Origin of the sequence: Microlunatus kandeliicorticis (assembly GCF_014137855.1) — a bacterium.
Classification (GTDB): Bacteria; Actinomycetota; Actinomycetes; order Propionibacteriales; family Propionibacteriaceae; genus Microlunatus; species Microlunatus kandeliicorticis.
Map to the genome: position 1 here is coordinate 11,957 of NZ_JACGWT010000002.1, position 16,813 is coordinate 28,769.

General features: G+C 73.9%; 19 protein-coding genes. 10 read left to right on the forward strand and 9 right to left on the reverse strand.

The genetic code is table 11. The features are described 5' to 3' along the window. Positions 1-108: 108 nt before the first annotated feature. Positions 109-942: a phosphotransferase gene (locus tag FHX74_RS04835; RefSeq protein WP_182559010.1), complete on the reverse strand. Its 834-nt coding sequence runs from the start codon at positions 940-942 to the stop codon at positions 109-111. Positions 943-1,030: 88 nt separating this feature from the next. After that, positions 1,031-1,756: a glycoside hydrolase family 16 protein gene (locus FHX74_RS04840; protein ID WP_182559011.1), complete on the reverse strand. Its 726-nt coding sequence runs from the start codon at positions 1,754-1,756 to the stop codon at positions 1,031-1,033. Here FHX74_RS04840 and FHX74_RS04845 point away from each other — a divergent pair. Further along, positions 1,737-2,102: a hypothetical protein gene (locus FHX74_RS04845; RefSeq protein WP_182559012.1), complete on the forward strand. Its 366-nt coding sequence runs from the start codon at positions 1,737-1,739 to the stop codon at positions 2,100-2,102. The two genes, FHX74_RS04840 and FHX74_RS04845, sit on opposite strands and share 20 nt — an antisense overlap. Positions 2,103-2,340: 238 nt before the next feature. Next, on the forward strand, positions 2,341-3,807 hold the full coding sequence (gene cls / locus FHX74_RS04850; protein WP_220483553.1) for a cardiolipin synthase: 1,467 nt from the start codon (positions 2,341-2,343) through the stop codon (positions 3,805-3,807). Here cls and FHX74_RS04855 read toward each other — a convergent pair. Continuing rightward, positions 3,788-4,348, reverse strand: coding sequence for a DUF6886 family protein (locus tag FHX74_RS04855; RefSeq protein WP_182559014.1), 561 nt, complete (start codon positions 4,346-4,348; stop codon positions 3,788-3,790). The two genes, cls and FHX74_RS04855, sit on opposite strands and share 20 nt — an antisense overlap. Before the next feature lie 93 nt (positions 4,349-4,441). Here FHX74_RS04855 and FHX74_RS20995 point away from each other — a divergent pair, with 93 nt between their 5' ends. The 4 genes from FHX74_RS20995 (at position 4,442) to FHX74_RS04875 (ending at position 6,582) form a co-directional block, all read left to right on the forward strand. Beyond that, the gene (locus FHX74_RS20995) at positions 4,442-4,663 is read left to right on the forward strand and encodes a type II toxin-antitoxin system Phd/YefM family antitoxin (RefSeq protein ID WP_328823637.1); all 222 of its coding nucleotides are present in this window, start codon (positions 4,442-4,444) and stop codon (positions 4,661-4,663) included. Continuing rightward, a complete protein-coding gene (locus FHX74_RS04865) occupies positions 4,654-5,049 on the forward strand; it encodes a type II toxin-antitoxin system VapC family toxin (RefSeq protein WP_182559016.1) in 396 nt (131 codons plus the stop codon). Before FHX74_RS20995 ends, FHX74_RS04865 begins: the two co-directional genes overlap by 10 nt. Before the next feature lie 115 nt (positions 5,050-5,164). Then, entirely contained in the window at positions 5,165-6,097 is a 933-nt protein-coding gene (locus FHX74_RS04870) for a DUF929 family protein (RefSeq protein ID WP_182559017.1), read from the forward strand. Further along, complete coding sequence (locus FHX74_RS04875; protein ID WP_328823638.1) at positions 6,094-6,582, forward strand: vitamin K epoxide reductase family protein; 489 nt, start codon at positions 6,094-6,096, stop codon at positions 6,580-6,582. Before FHX74_RS04870 ends, FHX74_RS04875 begins: the two co-directional genes overlap by 4 nt. 21 nt (positions 6,583-6,603) lie before the next feature. Here the strand turns inward: FHX74_RS04875 and FHX74_RS04880 are convergent, their stop codons facing one another. From FHX74_RS04880 to FHX74_RS04900, 5 genes are read right to left on the reverse strand one after another with little or no spacing between them, the layout of a single operon-like run. Beyond that, entirely contained in the window at positions 6,604-7,515 is a 912-nt protein-coding gene (locus FHX74_RS04880; protein WP_182559018.1) for a phosphotransferase, read from the reverse strand. Then, positions 7,457-9,166 (reverse strand): thiol reductant ABC exporter subunit CydC, encoded by a 1,710-nt coding sequence (cydC, locus tag FHX74_RS04885; RefSeq protein ID WP_182559019.1) that lies wholly within the window; start codon positions 9,164-9,166, stop codon positions 7,457-7,459. The genes FHX74_RS04880 and cydC overlap by 59 nt, the downstream gene beginning before the upstream one ends. Continuing rightward, positions 9,163-10,878 (reverse strand): thiol reductant ABC exporter subunit CydD, encoded by a 1,716-nt coding sequence (cydD, locus tag FHX74_RS04890; RefSeq protein ID WP_182559020.1) that lies wholly within the window; start codon positions 10,876-10,878, stop codon positions 9,163-9,165. The genes cydC and cydD overlap by 4 nt, the downstream gene beginning before the upstream one ends. After that, positions 10,878-11,921: a cytochrome d ubiquinol oxidase subunit II gene (cydB, locus tag FHX74_RS04895; RefSeq protein ID WP_182559021.1), complete on the reverse strand. Its 1,044-nt coding sequence runs from the start codon at positions 11,919-11,921 to the stop codon at positions 10,878-10,880. Before cydB ends, cydD begins: the two co-directional genes overlap by 1 nt. A gap of 24 nt (positions 11,922-11,945) precedes the next feature. Beyond that, the gene (locus tag FHX74_RS04900) at positions 11,946-13,439 is read right to left on the reverse strand and encodes a cytochrome ubiquinol oxidase subunit I (RefSeq protein WP_182559715.1); all 1,494 of its coding nucleotides are present in this window, start codon (positions 13,437-13,439) and stop codon (positions 11,946-11,948) included. Positions 13,440-13,563: 124 nt separating this feature from the next. On the opposite strand from FHX74_RS04900, the gene FHX74_RS04905 reads away from it, so the two are divergent. The 4 genes from FHX74_RS04905 to FHX74_RS04920 all read left to right on the forward strand — a co-directional run bounded on the left by FHX74_RS04905 (position 13,564) and on the right by FHX74_RS04920 (position 16,135). Then, positions 13,564-13,938, forward strand: a complete 375-nt coding sequence (locus FHX74_RS04905) for a BlaI/MecI/CopY family transcriptional regulator (RefSeq protein ID WP_182559022.1) — start codon at positions 13,564-13,566, stop codon at positions 13,936-13,938. A gap of 70 nt (positions 13,939-14,008) precedes the next feature. Then, positions 14,009-14,974 carry a M56 family metallopeptidase gene (locus FHX74_RS04910; RefSeq protein ID WP_328823639.1) on the forward strand — a complete coding sequence of 322 codons (966 nt, stop codon included), beginning with the start codon at positions 14,009-14,011 and terminating at the stop codon, positions 14,972-14,974. Positions 14,975-14,987: 13 nt separating this feature from the next. After that, positions 14,988-15,590 (forward strand): DJ-1/PfpI family protein, encoded by a 603-nt coding sequence (locus FHX74_RS04915; RefSeq protein WP_220483554.1) that lies wholly within the window; start codon positions 14,988-14,990, stop codon positions 15,588-15,590. Next, on the forward strand, positions 15,587-16,135 hold the full coding sequence (locus tag FHX74_RS04920; protein ID WP_328823640.1) for a MarR family winged helix-turn-helix transcriptional regulator: 549 nt from the start codon (positions 15,587-15,589) through the stop codon (positions 16,133-16,135). The genes FHX74_RS04915 and FHX74_RS04920 overlap by 4 nt, the downstream gene beginning before the upstream one ends. On the opposite strand, the gene FHX74_RS04925 is transcribed toward FHX74_RS04920, so the two are convergent. Further along, entirely contained in the window at positions 16,129-16,779 is a 651-nt protein-coding gene (locus FHX74_RS04925; protein WP_182559024.1) for a hypothetical protein, read from the reverse strand. The two genes, FHX74_RS04920 and FHX74_RS04925, sit on opposite strands and share 7 nt — an antisense overlap. Between the last annotated feature and the right edge of the window lie 34 nt (positions 16,780-16,813).

Consider the following 16,813-nt stretch of genomic DNA (forward strand, 5'->3'; position numbering starts at 1 on the left):
GAGCCTGCTCGGCTCAACTATGACGCAGCGCCGAGGCACCAGCAAGTCAGAGTTGAGCACACCTGACTCAACCTTGTCGCTCGGACGACTATTCCGGGTCCGTCGACCTCATCCGGCCAGCGCCGCGCGCCAGACCTCGACGTGGGCGCCCACCCAGTCGGTCGTCGCCCGCCAGTGGTCGCCGTGGCCCTCGGAGAACATCCGCCCCCACGGCTGCCGGCCCGTCCGCGCGGACTCCGCGAGCAGCGCGTACATCGCGCCGGCCCGGCGACCGAGCAGCACCGGGAGCTCCCGGCGGGCGCGGCGGCCGACCGGGTCGTCGGGGTCGGGGGCGTAGCCGTCGACGAACGCGCGGAGCCGCTCCGCCGCCACGTCGGTCGGTGTCCCGGGCTCGTTCAGGGCGAACGCCTGCGCGGCGTAGGCGAGGTCCCACCACCGGGTGCTCGGCCCGGCGCCGTCCCAGTCGATGAAGACCCACCGGTCGGGGCCGAGTACCAGGTTCCACGGCGCCAGATCGTTGTGACAGATCAGATCGGCCGGGCCCGGCGGGGGCAGCAGCACCGGCCACTCCCCCTCCGGTGCTTGCTCCGGTCCGGGCGCCGGCGAGCTGTCGTGGATCCGCCGGACCATCGCCCCGACCCGACGGAGCTCGCCGGTCTCCAGCGGGCCGGCGTCCATCGCGAGCACACCGGGGACGTACTCGACCACCTGCCGACCCTGCTCGTCACGACCGAGCACGGCCGGGACGTCGACGCCGGCTGCGCGGAGCGTCCGGAGATAGCGGTGCACCGCCGGGGTCTCGGGCAGCCAGGGCTTCCGGGCGGTGTCGCCGACGCGGACGACGGCGCCGACGGTCGCGTTGCCGCCGGCGAGCGGGGTCTCCCCCGGCCCGGCCGCCGCCGGCGTCCCGTCGGGCGCCCTGTCCGGCGCCTGCTCGCTCATCCGGGCACGCTATCCAGTCGGTCCGGGGACGCCGCGACGCGCACCGGGGATCCGGTGCGCGTCGGGCGGAGGACGACGGGTCGAGCGCTCAGACTTGCTTGTAGTGCGCGATCCAGTCGATCGAGATGTTCGAGCTGGTCGGGGTGGCCGAGGACAGGCACTCACCGGTCGACCGGGCGCAGTCCTTGACGCCGGCCTGGACACCCAGCCACATCGGCACCTTCGGGGTGTTCTCGGTCTGCACCGTGCCCCAGACGCGGCCGTCGATGGTGTAGTCGATCTGGTTGGCGCCGATGATCACGCCGTAGGTGTGCCACTGGGTCATGTCGACCTTGGTCAACCAGCGCTGGATCTGGAAGTTCTGCTGGGCGCTCCCGTAGTGCAGGGTGGCCATGATCGACGGCCCGCCGAAGGTGCCCTCGGCGAAGTCGACCTCGGGCGGCCAGGCACCGCCGTGCGGGTAGAGCAGGAAGGCGTAGCCGACGCCGTAGGCGCGGTCGAACTTGGCCTTGATCACCCACTTGCCGCCGACCGCGCTGAACCCGCGGTCGCTCGACATGCCCGCCGAGCTCCACTGTCCGTTGGCGAAGTGGGTGTTGAGCTGGAAGATCCCGTCGGTCGGGTTGGTCGGGTTGAGGGTGACGGCGGCGTTGGTGGCGTCGTAGGAGGAGACGGTGCCGGTCGGGGTCCCACCGAAGTACCGACCCCAGGTCTTGACGTTGAGCGGTCCGTTGAAGTTGTCGACGAAGTCGGCGGTCCAGCCGGGCACGCTGGTCGGCGCGGTCGGCTGGTAGGTGCGGGCCGCGCTGAACATCGAGGTGACGGCGGCCAGCGAGGTGGTGGTCGAGCCGGCGGCGGTCCCGCTGGTCGGGCTGCTGCTCGAGGTGGCCGTGGCGCTGGGGCTGGTCGAGGTGGCGGGAGCGGTCGGGCTGGTCGAGGTGGCCGGGGCGGTCGGGCTGGACGAGGGGGTCGGGGCGGCGGTGCTGCTCGCCGAGGCGGTGGCGCTGGGGCTCGCGGTCGGGGTGGTGACCGGGGTGGTGTCGTCGGCGTGGGCGGCGACGGGGCCGACCCCGGCGAGGACGGCGGCGGGAACGACGGCGGTGGCGGCCAGGGCCAGCAGGCGACGGGTCGTGGTGATCATGATGTGGAGGACTCCGTGATCGCGGTGGATGGTGGTGAGGTGGTCTTCGCCCCCGCGAATCGGGCCGGTCCTCCCCGGGCCGGTGATCCCATCGTGCCCAGCCGTCCAGGGCCCGGCCAGAGCCACGAGTGCACGACACCAGGCATTCCGTGCAGCAGTTCGTGCACGACGGCCGGACGATCCGTGCACTCCGCCGGGATGGGAGAATGGCGGTTCGTCCGCAGCAGGACCGGCACCGGCCGGGAGGGGAGTACGACGTGACATTCGACCCCGGCACGGTCGTCACCACCGTGCTGCTGGTCGTCGAGTACGCGGTGAAGATCGTGGCCATCGGGACGGTTCCCGCGAACCGCCGGCCGAGCTCGGGGCAGGCCTGGCTGCTGTTGATCTTGTTCCTGCCGGTGGTCGGGCTACCGCTGTTCCTGCTGATCGGGTCGCCGTACGTGCACGGGCGCCGGCACCGCCTGCAGGGCGAGGCGAACAAGGCGATCGAGGCCTACACGGTGAGCGAGCCGCTGCTGCCGGCCACCGTCCCGTCGACGGCGAGCGCGGGCACCCTGGTCCGGCTGAACCGGCAGCTGACCTCGATGCCCTGCGTGCTCGGCAACAGCGAGGGCCTGCACGGCGACTACGAGGACTCGATCGCCGCGATCACGGCGGCGATCCGGGCCGCTCGGCGCTATGTGCACCTGGAGATCTACATCCTGGCCCTCGACCCGACCACCGCCCCGCTGTTCGAGGCGATGGCCGACGCGGTCGACCGCGGGGTGAAGGTGCGAGTGCTCTACGACCACCTCGGCTCGCGCAAGTACCCGGGCTACCACGCGATGAACGACCGGCTGACCCGCGACGGCGTGCACTGGTACCGGATGATGCCGATCGACCTGCTCCGGCGCCGCTGGCGCCGGCCCGACCTGCGCAACCACCGCAAGCTGGTGGTGATCGACGGCATCCGGGCGTTCATGGGCAGTCAGAACATGATCGACTCCAGCTATCTCAGTCGGCGCAACCTGAGGATCAGTCGGCACTGGGTCGATCTCAACATCGAGCTGAGCGGCGAGATCGTCCGGTCCCTCGACGCCGTCTTCGCGACCGACTGGTACGCCGAGTCGGGCCAGCGTCCCGACGACATCGGGCTCGAGCTCGAGACCGGGTCGAGCGACCACGACGGCCGGACCGCCTTCCAGCTGGTGCCGTCCGGGCCAGGCTTCCCCACCGAGCCGAACCTGCGGCTGTTCGCCTCGCTGATCTACCTGGCCCAGGACAACATCCAGATCGTCAGCCCCTACTTCGTGCCCGACGAGTCGCTGATGGCCGCCATCACCACCGCCGCCTACCGCGGCGTCCGGGTGGACCTCTACGTCTCGGAGAAGGCCGACCAGTTCATGGTCCACCACGCGCAGCGGTCCTTCTACCACGCTCTGCTCGAGTCGGGGGTGCGGATCCACTGCTACCCGGCGCCGGACGTGCTGCACACCAAGCTGGTCACCGTCGACGACCGGATCGGGCTGATCGGGTCGAGCAACATGGACATGCGCTCGTTCGCGCTCGACTACGAGATCATGCTGCTGGCCCTCGACCCGGAGGTGGCCGCGGACCTCAACCGGATCGTCGAGCGCTACCGCCAGCGGTGCTTCGAGCTCGACCTGGAGACCTGGAAGACCCGGCCGCGGCTCGAGCGCTACCTCGACAACGCGCTCCGGCTCACCGCGGCCGTCCAGTGACCGACGCCGGCCCCACGCGTGGCCGCGCGTTCCGCAGCCGGATGCCGCTGAACCGCAGGCTGCTCGCGATCACCGCCTCCCACCAGCTCCACAGTTCGGTCACCACCCGCAACTGGATGCCGGCGTCGGCGTGCGCGGCCACCAGGTCCCCGACCGGGCGCGGCGGGCCGAGCGGCGTCACCCGGTGGTCGGCGACCATCGCGCTCGGCGGTGTGCCGTGCGGGACGAAGTCGGCGGCGTCGAAGGCGTAGGCCCACAGCTCGACCCGACGGAAGGCCTCCAGCCACCCGTACTCGATCACGTGCACCCGGCGCGCGCCCGGCCCGAGCAGCCGGTCCGCGTCGACGGCGGTGGTCTGCGGCCCGACCCAGGCCATCGCCCGTGGGCACTGGCGCGGGAACCAGTAGGACGGGACGTTCTCGCCGTCCACCGCCCAGACCCACGGGTCCGGCACCTGTGCGGTGCGCGCGACATGCGGCGCGAACGTCCGGATCGTCGGGTCCTCCGAGAAGTGCAGCACGGTGCCGGGGTCGGGTCGCACGTCATCACGGTAGGGCGCCCACGATCCCGCACGGCATCCACGTCGAGTCAGCCTGGTCTGGTCAGGTTGGTCAACCACGCGTACGATCGACCCGTGACCCAGGTGAACGTCCAGGAGGCGAAGACCCACCTCAGCGACCTGCTCGCGCGCGTCGAACGGGGCGAGGACGTGGTCATCGCCCGCGCCGGGCGGCCGATCGCCCGGCTGGTTGGCTGGGAAGGACCCGCGCCGCGGACCTTCGGCGGGTTGCCGCTCGACGTCCCCGACGACTTCGACCAGGCGCTGCCCGAGGAGGAGCTCCGAGGGTGGGAGTGAGGTACCTGCTCGACACCCACGTCCTGCTCTGGTTGCTCGGAACGGTGGACCGGGTGCCGGCCGAGGTGCGGGGCCGGCTGGCCGACCGGCGCAACGAGCTGCTGGTGTCGGCCGCCTCGGCGCTGGAGATCACCACCAAGGTGCGGATCGGCAAGCTCGACGCCCCGGGCCTGCCCGAGGTGCTGGCCGCGGAGACCGCACGGATCGGTGCGACCGTCCTGTCGATCAGCCTCGCGCACGCCGGCCTGGCCGGCTCACTGCGCTGGACGCACCGCGACCCGTTCGACCGGCTGCTGGTGGCGCAGGCGCGGCTCGAGCACGCGACGCTGGTCACCGTCGACGACGCCGTCCGCGAGCTGCCCGATCTCCCGTTGCTGTCCTGGTGACCGCTCGGCGTCGCGTCTCGAGAGCGCGCCGGATCCACTGTGGGCTGTCTGTGAATCGCGTCCGCGGGTGGCTCCGGACTCGCTCCGCGCCTCGGGACGAGCGCAGAATCGATCCGTGAGTCCCACGACGAAGCGCCGTCCGGTCCCCCCACCCACGAGCGCGGCGGCCCGATCGGCGAAGACCGCGACCGGGAGCAAGGGCCCGGCCGGCTCCGCGCGGGCGCGGTTGGCCGCCCAGCAGGCCGAGGCCGAGCGCCGCCGCCGACGGCTCACCCTGGTGATCGTCCCGCTGGCCGTGGTGCTGGTCGCGGTGGCGACGCTGATCGTGGTCCGGCTGACCAGCAACGGCAGCGGCGACCAGAGCGTCGGGGGCGCCGACGTCATCGGCAAGGTGACCTCGGTCCCGGCCTCGACGCTGGACCAGGTCGGCGCGGGTGTGGTCACCGCCGCGCCGCGGTCGCTCAACGCGCCGGCGCTGACCGCCGACGGGAAGCCCAAGGTGCTCTACGTCGGCGCCGAGTACTGCCCCTACTGCGCGGCCGAGCGGTGGGCGATGGTGGTGGCGCTGTCGCGGTTCGGCACCTTCAGCAACCTCGGTCAGACCCGGTCGTCCTCGACCGACATCTACCCGAGCACGGCGACGCTGACCTTCCACGGCGCGAGCTACCGCAGCGACGTGATCTCGTTCACCGGCACCGAGATCGAGGACGGCGAGGGCAAACCGCTCGACAACCTCACCGCCGAGGACCAGAAGCTCTTCGACACCTACGACGCGCCGCCCTACACCAGCAGCGCCGGCGGCATCCCGTTCGTCGACATCGGCGGCAAGTACGCGGTCTACTCGGCCACCTACGACCCGCAGATCCTGCAGGGCAAGACCCACCAGCAGATCGCCGACGCACTGGCCGATCCGAGCTCGCCGATCGCCAAGTCCGTCGACGGGGCCGCCAACGCGATCACCGCCGCGATCTGCGCCACCACCGGCAACAAGCCCACCGCCGTCTGCACCTCGTCCGGCGTGCAGGCCGCCGCGAAGACGCTGCAGTGAGCACCCGGACGAGCGCGACCACCGGAGCCGCGGTCGCGCGCGACGGGTCGGCGGCCCGCCGTTGGCTCACGGCGCCGTTCCTGCTCTCGGTGGTCGGCCTGGCCATCTCGGTCTACCTGACCGTCGAGCACTTCACCACGCCGGCGATCCTGGCCTGCCCCGAGGGCGCCACGGTCAACTGCGCCAAGGTGACGTCGAGCCCCTACGCGACGCTGTTCGGCGTCCCGGTCGCGGTGCTCGGGCTGGTCTTCTTCGTGGCCATGACCGCGCTCACCGTCCCCGCCGCCTGGCGGGTGCCGGCGCTCACCTGGGTCCGGGTCGGTGCCTGCGCCGTCGGCGTGGTGATGGTGCTCTATCTGGTCTGGGTCGAACTCTTCCGGGTCAACGCGATCTGCCTGTGGTGCACCGGGGTGCACGTGGTGACCGTCGCCCTGCTGGTCGCGGTGCTGTGGCGGATGACCAGCCGCCCCGTCGACCAGGACTGACCCGGCCGGCACACCGCGGACTCAGTCGAGCACCCGCGCGTACGCCGGCGTGTCCAGCGCCGCCTCGAGGCGCGGCTGGTCCTCGCGCCAGGCCTGCAGCACCAGGTGCACGGTCCAGCCGACCGTCCAGGCCACACACCGGTCCACCGACAGCCCGAGCCGCCGGCCGAGGTCCGCGGCGACGTCGAGCGCACAGCCGGCCGACTGGTCGTGCGCGACCATCCCGACGTCCGCGCACGGGTCCCCGACCTGCGGCATCGGGTCGATCAGCCGCCAGCCGAACGGACCCCCGGCGTCCGCGAGGACGTTCTTGACCAGCGGGTCACCGTGCAGCAGCACCGGGGTGACGTCGTCGGCCGCCAGCCCGTGGAGCAGCCGGCGGGCGTCCGGCAACCGGCGCAGGCCCACGGCCGCGCGGCCGGGTTCGCGATGGGTCCGGCGCTCGTGGCTGAGGTCGGCCAGCGCGACCCGCTCGAGCCGCGGGAGCACCGCGGCCGGCGTCGGGAACCGTCGGCCATCGGGCACACCGCAGCCGTGCAGCCGGCCGAGCAACCCGGCCACCACCGCGACCGGCTCCGGGTCGTACGCGCCCGCGCTCGGGTCGACCGTCCGGCCCTCGTCGTGCGGGTCGCCGGCGGCGAGGGGCGCGCAGCGTGGCAGCGGGGTGCCCGGGCGCAACCGACGCGACAACAGCGCCGCGGAGACCGGGTCGCCCGCGACCGGTTCGAGCGCGGCACCGGTCCCGGCCCAGACCTCGAGCGCGGACGCCTCCCGCCGGTACTCCTCCGGGCTGGCCAGCAGCTTGAGCACGAGCTCGGCACCGTCGGTGCCGGTGGCCGCGAAGACGTCCGCCCGGAAGCCGCCGGACAGCCGGTCACCGACGCGCAGCGACCAGAGCGTGCGGCAGCGGTCGATCCGGGCGGTCAGGTCCACCGGCCCAGTCTGCGCCGGCGGCCCGCGGCCACTCCGGACCCACGGCGTGCGCGGTGACGTCGAGCACCGCGTCGCAGCGCGCGAACAACGCGGGGTCGTGGCCGATCACGATCACCGTCCGGCCCCGGGTGGCGCGGTCGATGGTGTCCAGCAGAGCCCGCGCGGTCGGCGCGTCGAGCTGGTCGGTCGGCTCGTCGAGCACCAGCACCGGGTCGTCGCGGAGCAGCAGCCGGGCCAGGGCGATCCGCCGGGCCTCGCCGCCGGAGACCTGGACGCCGTGCCGACCGACCAACCGGTCGGGCGGCAGGTCGAGACCGACCGCAGCGAGCGCGGCGGCGACCGCGGCGTCGTCGGCGTCCCGGCGTCCGATCCGCAGGTTCTCGGCCACCGTGGTGTCGAACAGGTGGGCGTCCTGGGCCAGGTAGCCCACCGGGCCGCCGACCGCCGCCGTCCCGGCCAGCGGTGGGGTGAGACCGAGCAGCGTCGCGGCCAGCGTGGACTTGCCCGAGCCGCTCGGACCAATGATCCCGAGCCGCCGGCCGGGGCCGAGGTCGACGTCCAGACCGGTGAGCACCGGCCGCCCGGACCACCCGACCGTGAGGTCCCGCAGCCGCACCACCCCCGGGTCGGCCGGCTCGAGCGCACCGGCTCCGCCCGACCGCTCGCCGACGGTCGGGGCGCCGACGGTCGGGGCGAAGGCGTCGGTCCCCCGTCCGATCAGCAGGTCGTCGACCCGGCCGAGCGCGGCCCGGACCCGCGACCGGGTCTGCCAGGCCGCCGGCAACGTGGCCATCACGTCGTGCAGCCCGAGCGGGAGCAGCACCAGCAGGGCGAACAGCGGGCCGTCGACCCGACCGGCGGCCAGCGCCCCGGCCCCGATCACCAGCGCACCGGCGACCGCGGCCCCGGTGCTGAGGAACTGGGTCGCGGCGGCCACCGCGGTCCCGACCGCACGGCGGCGTTCCGCCCGCCGGATCCGGTCGTCCACCGCGGCCAGCCGGGCGAGCACGACGTCGGTGCGTCCGAGCACGGCGAGCTCGGCAGCCGCGGTCGCGGTCTCGGCGGCGACCACCGTCGCCTCACCCCGGAGCGCGGCCAGCCCGGCGTCGGCCCGCGCCGACCAGCGTGCGGACGCCAGCGGCACCAGCACCGCGCCGACCAGCAGGCAGCCGAGCAGCCACAGCCCGGCGACCGGGACGATCGCTGCGGCCAGCAGCACGCCGAGCGCGAGCGTGACCAGGGCGGCGACCGCGGGCACCAGCACCCGGACCACCCGGTCCTGGACGGCCGCGACGTCGGCCACCACCCGGGCCAGCAGGTCACCACCGCGCCGTCCGATCCACGAGCGGCGGGTCATCGCCTCCCAGACGTCGACGCGCAGCCGGGCCTGCCGGTCGAGCCCGAGCCGGTGCCCGGTGAGCCGTTCGAGATAGCGCAGGACGCCGCGGAACAGCCCGAACGCGCGGACCGCGACCACCGCGACCAGCAGGTAGAGCACCGGCGGGTGCTCGGCGGCGCGGGTGATCAACCAGCCGGAGACCGCGAGCAGCGCCACCGCGCAGACCGACGAGCCGATCCCGGCAGCCAGCGGGGCGAGCGGTCCGGGGCGTCGCTCGGGCCCGTCCGGCGGGCGCCGGCGCACCCCGGTCACCGGTCGGTCCTGACCACGCGGTCGGCCGCGGCCAGCAGCGCCGGACGGTGGCTGACCACCAGGGCCGCGGCGCCGAGCGCACGGACCCGGGCGAGCACGGCCTGCTCGCGGGCCGGGTCGAGCCCGGCGGTCGGCTCGTCCATGATCACCAGCTGGGCGCCGGCCGCCTCCACCTGCAGCAACGCGCGGGCCACCGCGACCCTCCGGCGCTGCCCGGTCGAGAGCCCCTCGCCGCCGGGCAGCACCGGCGAGTCGGGGTGGAGGTCGTCGACCCCCGCCCCGGCCAGCGCGCTGTGGATGGACGCGTCCGAGGCCGTCGGGACCGCCAGCCGGAGCTGGTCGGCCACCGTGCCGGCCAGCAGGGTCGGCGCCTGCGGCACCCAGGCGATCGCGCGACGCCAGCGCTCGGGATCGCGGAGCGGCTGCACCGTCCGCCCGCCCTGCCGGACCAGCACCCGGCCGCGGTCCGGACGCTGGAGCCCCAGCAGCACCGCGAGCGCGGTGCTCTTCCCCGAGCCGCTGGGCCCGGCCAGCGCGACCAGTTCCCCCGGGCCGACCCGGAGACTGAGTGGCGCGAGCCGGCCGTCGACCGCGACCCCGTCCAGCGTCAGGGCGTCGACCTGCAGCCGCGGATCGAACGCCTCCTCGGAGCTCGGAACGGCCTGAGCGGTCGGAGAGGGCAGAGCGGTCGGAGAGGGCAGGGCCGGCGCCTCGGCGATCCGGGCGAACGCGGTCTCGGCGGCGGCCGCCCCGTCGGCCGACTCGTGGAAGTGGGTGCCGACCTGGCGCAGCGGCAGGAAGGCCTCGGGCGCGAGCAGCAGCACGAAGAGCGCCGTGCCGAGGTCGAGGTGGCCGCCGACCAGCCGCAGCCCGACGGTGACCGCCACCACCGCCACCGACAGGGTGGCCAGCAGCTCGAGCACCAGCGCGGAGAGGAAGGTGGTGCGGAGCACGGTCATCGTCTCGGACGCGTGCGCGGTCTCGGTCCGCCGCAAGCCCTCGACCTGCGCGCGGGCCCGGCCGAACACCTGAAGCGTGGGCAGCCCGTCGACGAGGTCGGCGAAGTGGTGGGCCAACCGGGACTGGACCCGCTGGCGCCGGGCGACCTCGTCGCGGGTGTGCCAGCCGACCAGCACCATGAACACCGGGATCAACGGCAGGGTGAGCGCGAGGATCAGCGCCGAGAGCGGGTCGGCCGACAGCACCGCGACCCCGACCACCAGCGGCACCACCACGGCGAGCACCAGGGCCGGCAGGTACCGGCCGAAGTAGCCGTCGAGCCCGTCGAGACCCTCGGTGACCAGGTCGGCCAGCCGGCCGCCGTCGGCGCCGGCGTCGCCCTGCCGGACCCGCGCGGCCAGCAGCTCGGACCGGAGATCGGCCTTGACCCGGGTCGCCGCCCCGGCCGCGAGCAGCGGGGTGAGCGCGGCGAGCACCGCCCGCACGGCGAGGACCACGACCACCGGCGGCAGCACGTCCAGCGCCGCGTCCCACCCGCCGGCGGGAGCGGCGACCAGCCGGGTGACCGCGCGGCTGAGGAACCAGGCCTGCGCCACCACGACCAGCGCGGTGAGCGAGCCGACGGCCACCAGCCCGGCCAGCCGCAGCCGGGCCGGCCGGCTCCGCGACCACAGCCGCGGGTCGACCGGACCGCGCCGACGGGCCGGCGTCCTCCCGGTGCCGGGGGCGGCGGTCGGGGCGAGGGCGGCCATCAGTGGTCCACCGGGATCGCCGTGACCCGCAGCCGGCGCCGGAACACCCAGTAGCTCCAGGCCTGGTAGGCCAGCACGAACGGGGTGGCCACGGCCGCGGCCCAGGTCATGATCGTCAACGTGTAGTCGGTGGACGAGGCGTTGGTCACGGTCAGGCTCCACGCCGGGTCGAGGGTGCTCGGCAGCACCGCCGGGAACAGCCCGACGAACCAGGCGGCCACCATCGCCCCGACCGTCACCGCGGTGCCGACGAAGGCCCACCCCTCGCGGCCCCGCCGGTTCGCCAGCAGCGCGCCGGCGAGGGCGAGCACCGCGACCAGGCTGAGCACCAGCGCGGCGAGCAGGCCCGGCGCCGTCCGCCCCTCGGCGGTCGCCGAGGCGCCACCGGCCCGCAGGGCGACCAGCGAGCCGAGCGTCCCGGCCACCAGCAGCACGACCACCGGGCCGAACCGCCGCGCCAGCCGGGCGGCCCGGACGCGGACCTCGCCGTCGGTCTTGAGCGCGACGAAGACCGCCCCGTGCAGCACGCAGAGCGCGAACACCGCGAGCCCGCTGAGCAACGGGAACGGCCGCAGCAGCGCGCCCGGCGACCCGACCAGCTCGCCGCGGGCGTCGACCGGGACCCCGGCGACGACGTTGCCGAAGGCGATCCCCCAGAGCAGCGCGGCGGCCGCGGAGCTGACGGTGATCGCGACGTCCCACCGACGCCGCCAGGCCGCCTCGGGCCGCTTGCTGCGGTAGTCGATGCCGACCAGCCGGACGATCAGCGCGACCAGGATGGCCAGCATCAGCAGGTAGAAGCCGCTGAAGACGGTGGCGTACCAGTCGGGGAAGGCGGCGAACATCGCCCCGGCGGCGACGATCACCCACACCTCGTTGGCGTCGAAGTGCGGGCCGATGGTGTTGATCACCTGCCGGCGCTCGCGGTCGTCACGGCCGAGCACGCCGACCAGCGTGCCGACCCCGAAGTCGAAGCCCTCGAGGACGAAGTACCCGGTCCACAGGAACGCGATCAACGCGAACCAGACGGTGTGGAGCTCCATCGCGATCTCTCCTCGTCCTTCGGCTCAGTAGGCGAACTCGAGCGGACGGTCGGTCACGTCGACCGCCCTGGACGCGCCCCCGGCGGCGTCGTCCCCGGCGTTCCCGCCGCCGGCCTGCTCGTCGGTCACCGCGGCCGGCAGCCCGGCCCGGATGTAGCGGAGCAGCAGCCGCACCTCGACCACCGCGAGGACGCCGTAGAGCAGCGTGAACACCCCGAGCGAGATCAGCACCTCGGCCACCCTGGTGCTCGGCGAGACGCCGTCGGCGGTCTTGAGCAGCCCGAAGACCAGCCAGGGCTGCCGCCCCGTCTCGGTGAAGATCCAGCCGATCGAGTTGGCGAACAGCGGCAGCAGCGGCAGCGCGACCAGCAGCGGGCGCCACCAGCGGCTGACGATCGGGCGACCGGTGGCCGCCCGCGACCGGCGGACCGACCACAGCAGCAGGGCACCGACGGCCATCCCGGCCACCCCGAGCGCGATCATCCAGCGGAAGGTCCAGTAGGTCAGCGGGATGTACGGCGCGTACTCCCCCGGGCCGTAGGCGGCGGCGTACTGGGCCTGCAGGTCGTTGATCCCCGACACCCGGCCGTCGAAGGTGCCGGTGGCCAGGAAGGAGAGCAGCCGCGGCACGGTGATCGCCCACAGCTCGTGCCGTCCGTCGGGAGTGCCGATGGTCAGCACCGAGAACGACGCCGGCTGTTCGGTGCGGTAGAGCGCCTCGGCGGCGGCCATCTTCATCGGCTGCACCCGGGTCATCACCTTGCCCTGCAGGTCACCGGAGACGAGCACGCCGAGCCCGGCGACCAGCAGCGTGGTGGCGCCGACCCGCACCGAGGTCAGCCAGGCGGCGACGTCGCGGCCCGGGCCCTCGGCGGGCGTCGTGCCGCGGGCCGCGCGGAGCAGGTGCCAGCCGCCGACCGCGGCGAGGAACGCACCGCCGACCATGAAGCAGCCGAAGATCTGGTGCGGGAAGGTGACCAGCACCACCGGGTTGGTGAACACCGCGCCGATGTCGGTGAGCTCGGCCCGGCCGCTGACCGGGTCGATCCGGTAGCCGACCGGGTGCTGCATGAACGAGTTGGCGGCCAGGATGAAGTAGGCGCTGAGCACGGTGCCGATCGCCGCGGCCCAGATGGTGGCCAGGTGCAGCCGCTTCGGCAGCCGACCCCAGCCGAACACCCACAGCCCGAGGAAGGTCGACTCGAGGAAGAAGGCCAGCAGCCCCTCGAGCGCGAGCGGGGCGCCGAAGACGTCACCGACGAACCGGGAGTAGGCGCTCCAGTTCATCCCGAACTGGAACTCCTGGACGATGCCGGTCACCACGCCGAGGGCGAAGTTGATCAGGAACAGCTTGCCGAAGAACTTGGTCAACCGGAGGAAGCGGTCCGACCCGGTCCGCACCCAGGCGGTCTGCAGCCCGGCGACCAGTCCGGCCAGACCGATGGTCATCGGGACGAAGAAGAAGTGGTAGACGGTGGTGATGGCGAACTGCCACCGCGACAGCGTGACCGGGTTCAGGAATTCCGGGCCCATCTCGAGCTCCTCCGCTTGACTACTACAGAGCCTAGTACGTGCGCATCCGTACGTCTCTGTGTAGTACGTCACCTCGCGTAGTCGCCGGTCCACCGCCTAGGCTGGACGCGTGAACGCGCTCGGAGACCTCGAACGGCAGGTGATGGACCGGCTGTGGGCCGACCCGGCGCCGCAGTCCGTCCGCGAGGTCCACCAGGCGCTCAGCCGGGACCGCGAGCTCGCCTACACCACGGTGATGACCGTGCTCGACCGGCTGGCCAAGAAGGGGCTGGTCCGCCGCGAGCGGGACGGCCGCGCCTACCGCTACCAGGCCGGACAGACCCGCGACGAGCTGGTCGCCGAGCTGATGCACAGCACGCTGGCCGACGAGCTCTCCGACCGCGAGGACGACCGGACGGCCGCACTGGTGGCCTTCGTCGGCCGCGTGAGCCCGGACGAGGCGGCCGCCATGCGCGCCGCCCTGGACCGGCTCGAGGGACGATGACCCACCCGCCGGCACGCTGACCTGCCCTCGGGCGTGGTGATGACGTGGCATCGACGAGCGAGGGTGTGACGTGACCCCGGCGCCGCTGCGGGACCTCCTGCTCGGCACGGTCCCCGAGACGACGGCGCTCGCCCTCGGCCTGCTCACGCTGGTGCTGGTCGGGCCCGGTCCGCTCTGGGTCCGGCGCTGGCCCTTCCTGCCCCGGGTCCCCCGGGCCGCGGTCACCCTGTGGCAGGCGGGCACCGTCGCCTCCCTGGTCGCGGTCACGCTGGCCGGCGCCGTCGCGGTGCGGGCCGCGCTCGCCGGCGACCGACCGCGGGGGACGCTCGGGGCGGCGCTGATCGCCCTGGACACCGTGATCGCCCTCTTCGCGGTGCTGGTGCTGGCCCGGCTCGCCTGGTCGCTGGTCACCGTGGCCCGTCGCACCCGGGCACGCCGGGCCCGGCACCGGGCGGCGGTCGACCTGCTCGGCCAGGTCGACGAGCGCGCCGCGCTGCCCGGGCTCCGCGTGGTGGCCGGTTCGTTCCCGCTCGCCTACTGCCTGCCCTCGCTCCGCGCCTCGCGGGTGGTGGTGAGCTCGGCGACCCTGGCCGCGCTCGACGCCGACGAGCTGCGCGCGGTGCTCGCCCACGAGGAGGCGCACCTGCGGGCTCGGCACGACGTCGTGCTCGACACCTTCACCGCCCTGCACCAGGCGTTCCCGCACCTGGTCCGCAGCGAGATCCCGGCCGAGCAGTGCCGGCTGCTGGTCGAGATGCTCGCCGACGACGCGGCCGTCCGGCGGGTCGGGCGACTGCCGCTCGCCCACGCGCTGGTCGCACTGGCCGGCGCCCCGGTCCCCCGTGAGGCCCTGGCCGCCGGGCGGCACGCGGTGGCCGAGCGGGTCGACCGGCTCGGCCGCCCGGTCACCCGGCGGACCCGAGCGCTGGCCGGTGCGCTCTACCTGCTCGCGGTCTCGCTGGTGGCCAGCGGACCGCTGGTGCTCGTCGTCGTGCCGAGCATGCTCCGCGCTGTTGCCAACATGTTGTCAATATGACAACATGTTGTCAATGAAGGCGATCCTCGCGGTCTACGACACCCTCGCCGACTGGGAGGTCGGCTACCTGAGCGTCGAGCTCCGGACCGGCCGCTTCACCGGCACCCCGGTCGAGGTGGTCACCGTGGCCGAGCACCCGGGCCCGGTCACCACGATGGGTGGATTGACCGTGACGCCGACCCTCACGCTCGAGCGGCTCGACGCCGGCCCGGACGACCTGCTGGTGCTCGCCGGTGCGGGTTTCTGGGACCGCGACCCGGCCGCGGGAACGGTGTGGACCGCCCTGGCGGCCGACTTCCTGGCCGCCGGCCGCCCGGTGGCCGCGATCTGCGGGGCAACCGCCGGACTCGCCCGGGCCGGGCTGCTCGACGAACGCGACCACACCAGCGCGGCCCGGGAGTACCTGGCCGCCACCGGCTACCGCGGCACCGACCGCTACCGCGACGAGCGCGCGGTGGTCGACGGCGATCTGGTCACCGCCGGCCCGCAGTCGCCCGCCCACTTCGCCGCCGTCACCCTCGGCCGCCTCGGTCTGATGAACGCCGACCGCCGCCGCGCCTACCTGGGCGTGTTCGTCGACGGCGACGCCCGGCACTACGCCGGGCTGACCGCGTGAGCACGCCGGGCACCCCGGGCGCCGCCGGCACGGGCGGGGTGCCCGACCGCGACCGCTGGCCGGAGCCGCCGGGGCACAGCCGAGCCGGTACCGCGGTGACCGAGCTGATCATCGCGACCTTCCGGCTCAACGGGCTTTTGCTCGAGTCGGCCCAAACGCTGGCCGCCCGCGGCGGGCTGACCGCGGCCTGGTGGCAGGTGCTCGGCGGCGTGCTCGACGAGCCGCGGACGGTCGCGGAGATCGGCCGCCGGATGGGCCTGAGCCGGCAGGCGGTCCAGCGGGTGGCCGACGTGCTGGCCGGCCGCGGACTGGCCGAGTACCGGGACAACCCGGCGCACCGGCGGGCCCGGCTACTCGCCTGCACCGAGGCGGGCTACTGGGCGGTCCGGCAGATCACCCTGGCCCAGCACCCGTGGACCAACGCGCTGGGTGCCTCGGTCGACCTCGAGACCCTGCGCGCCGCGGTGGCCACCCTCGACCGGATGGCCGACCTGGTCGAGCAGAACCCGCCCGACTCGTCCTCGAAGCCGGACGCCGGTCAGTAGAGGCCGCTGATCCGGCAGATCTGTCGGCCCTCGTACCGGTCGCTCTCGAGGTCGCAGGCCACCGTCGGCTGGTAGCGGGCGTAGGCGTGGGTGATCGTGCCGCCGTCGGTCATCCGGAACCGCTGGCAGGACGCGTCCCAGACGTCGGCGAACGGGTCGTCGTACACCTCGCAGGAGAACCGACCACCGGTCGCGGTCAGCTTCTGCGGCGGAGCGTCGGGGTAGAACTCGCCGTCGTAGCGAGTCGTCCGGCCGCAGGTCGGAACGCCGCCGAACCTGCCGTCGTTCGCCCCACCGCGGGCGAAGACCGCGTTGACCCAGCCCCAGGTGTGCTGGTCGGACAGCGTGTAGGCCCAGGTGTCGTTGTAGCTCCGGCCGTAGTGCACGGTCTCGCCGACCGCCTGGCAGAGCACCCAGTTGGTGCCGCCGTGGATGGTGCCCACCTTGCCCTGCAGGTGGTGCGGGCCACTGAAGACGGTGGTCTTGAGGTAGAAGACGCAGTCGTACTCGCGGTGACCGTTCTTCGTGTGGTGGGTGGCCGAGCACGGCACGGTCGCCGGCGCCGCGTCGGCGGGCGAGGCGCCCAGCACCGGGGCGATCAGCCCGGCGGCCACGACGGTCAGCGCGAGCAGCAATCGCGACACCGGCCCGACCGGACGACCAGAACGGCGAACGCGA

Bases quoted from the DNA above. Each gene is read 5' to 3' on its own strand.
- cydB (WP_182559021.1), bottom strand. From the start codon at position 11,921: ATGGAGCTCCACACCGTCTGGTTCGCGTTGATCGCGTTCCTGTGGACC.
- FHX74_RS04915 (WP_220483554.1), top strand. From the start codon at position 14,988: ATGAAGGCGATCCTCGCGGTCTACGACACCCTCGCCGACTGGGAGGTC.
- FHX74_RS04835 (WP_182559010.1), bottom strand. From the start codon at position 942: ATGAGCGAGCAGGCGCCGGACAGGGCGCCCGACGGGACGCCGGCGGCG.
- cydD (WP_182559020.1), bottom strand. From the start codon at position 10,878: ATGGCCGCCCTCGCCCCGACCGCCGCCCCCGGCACCGGGAGGACGCCG.
- FHX74_RS04840 (WP_182559011.1), bottom strand. From the start codon at position 1,756: ATGTTCAGCGCGGCCCGCACCTACCAGCCGACCGCGCCGACCAGCGTG.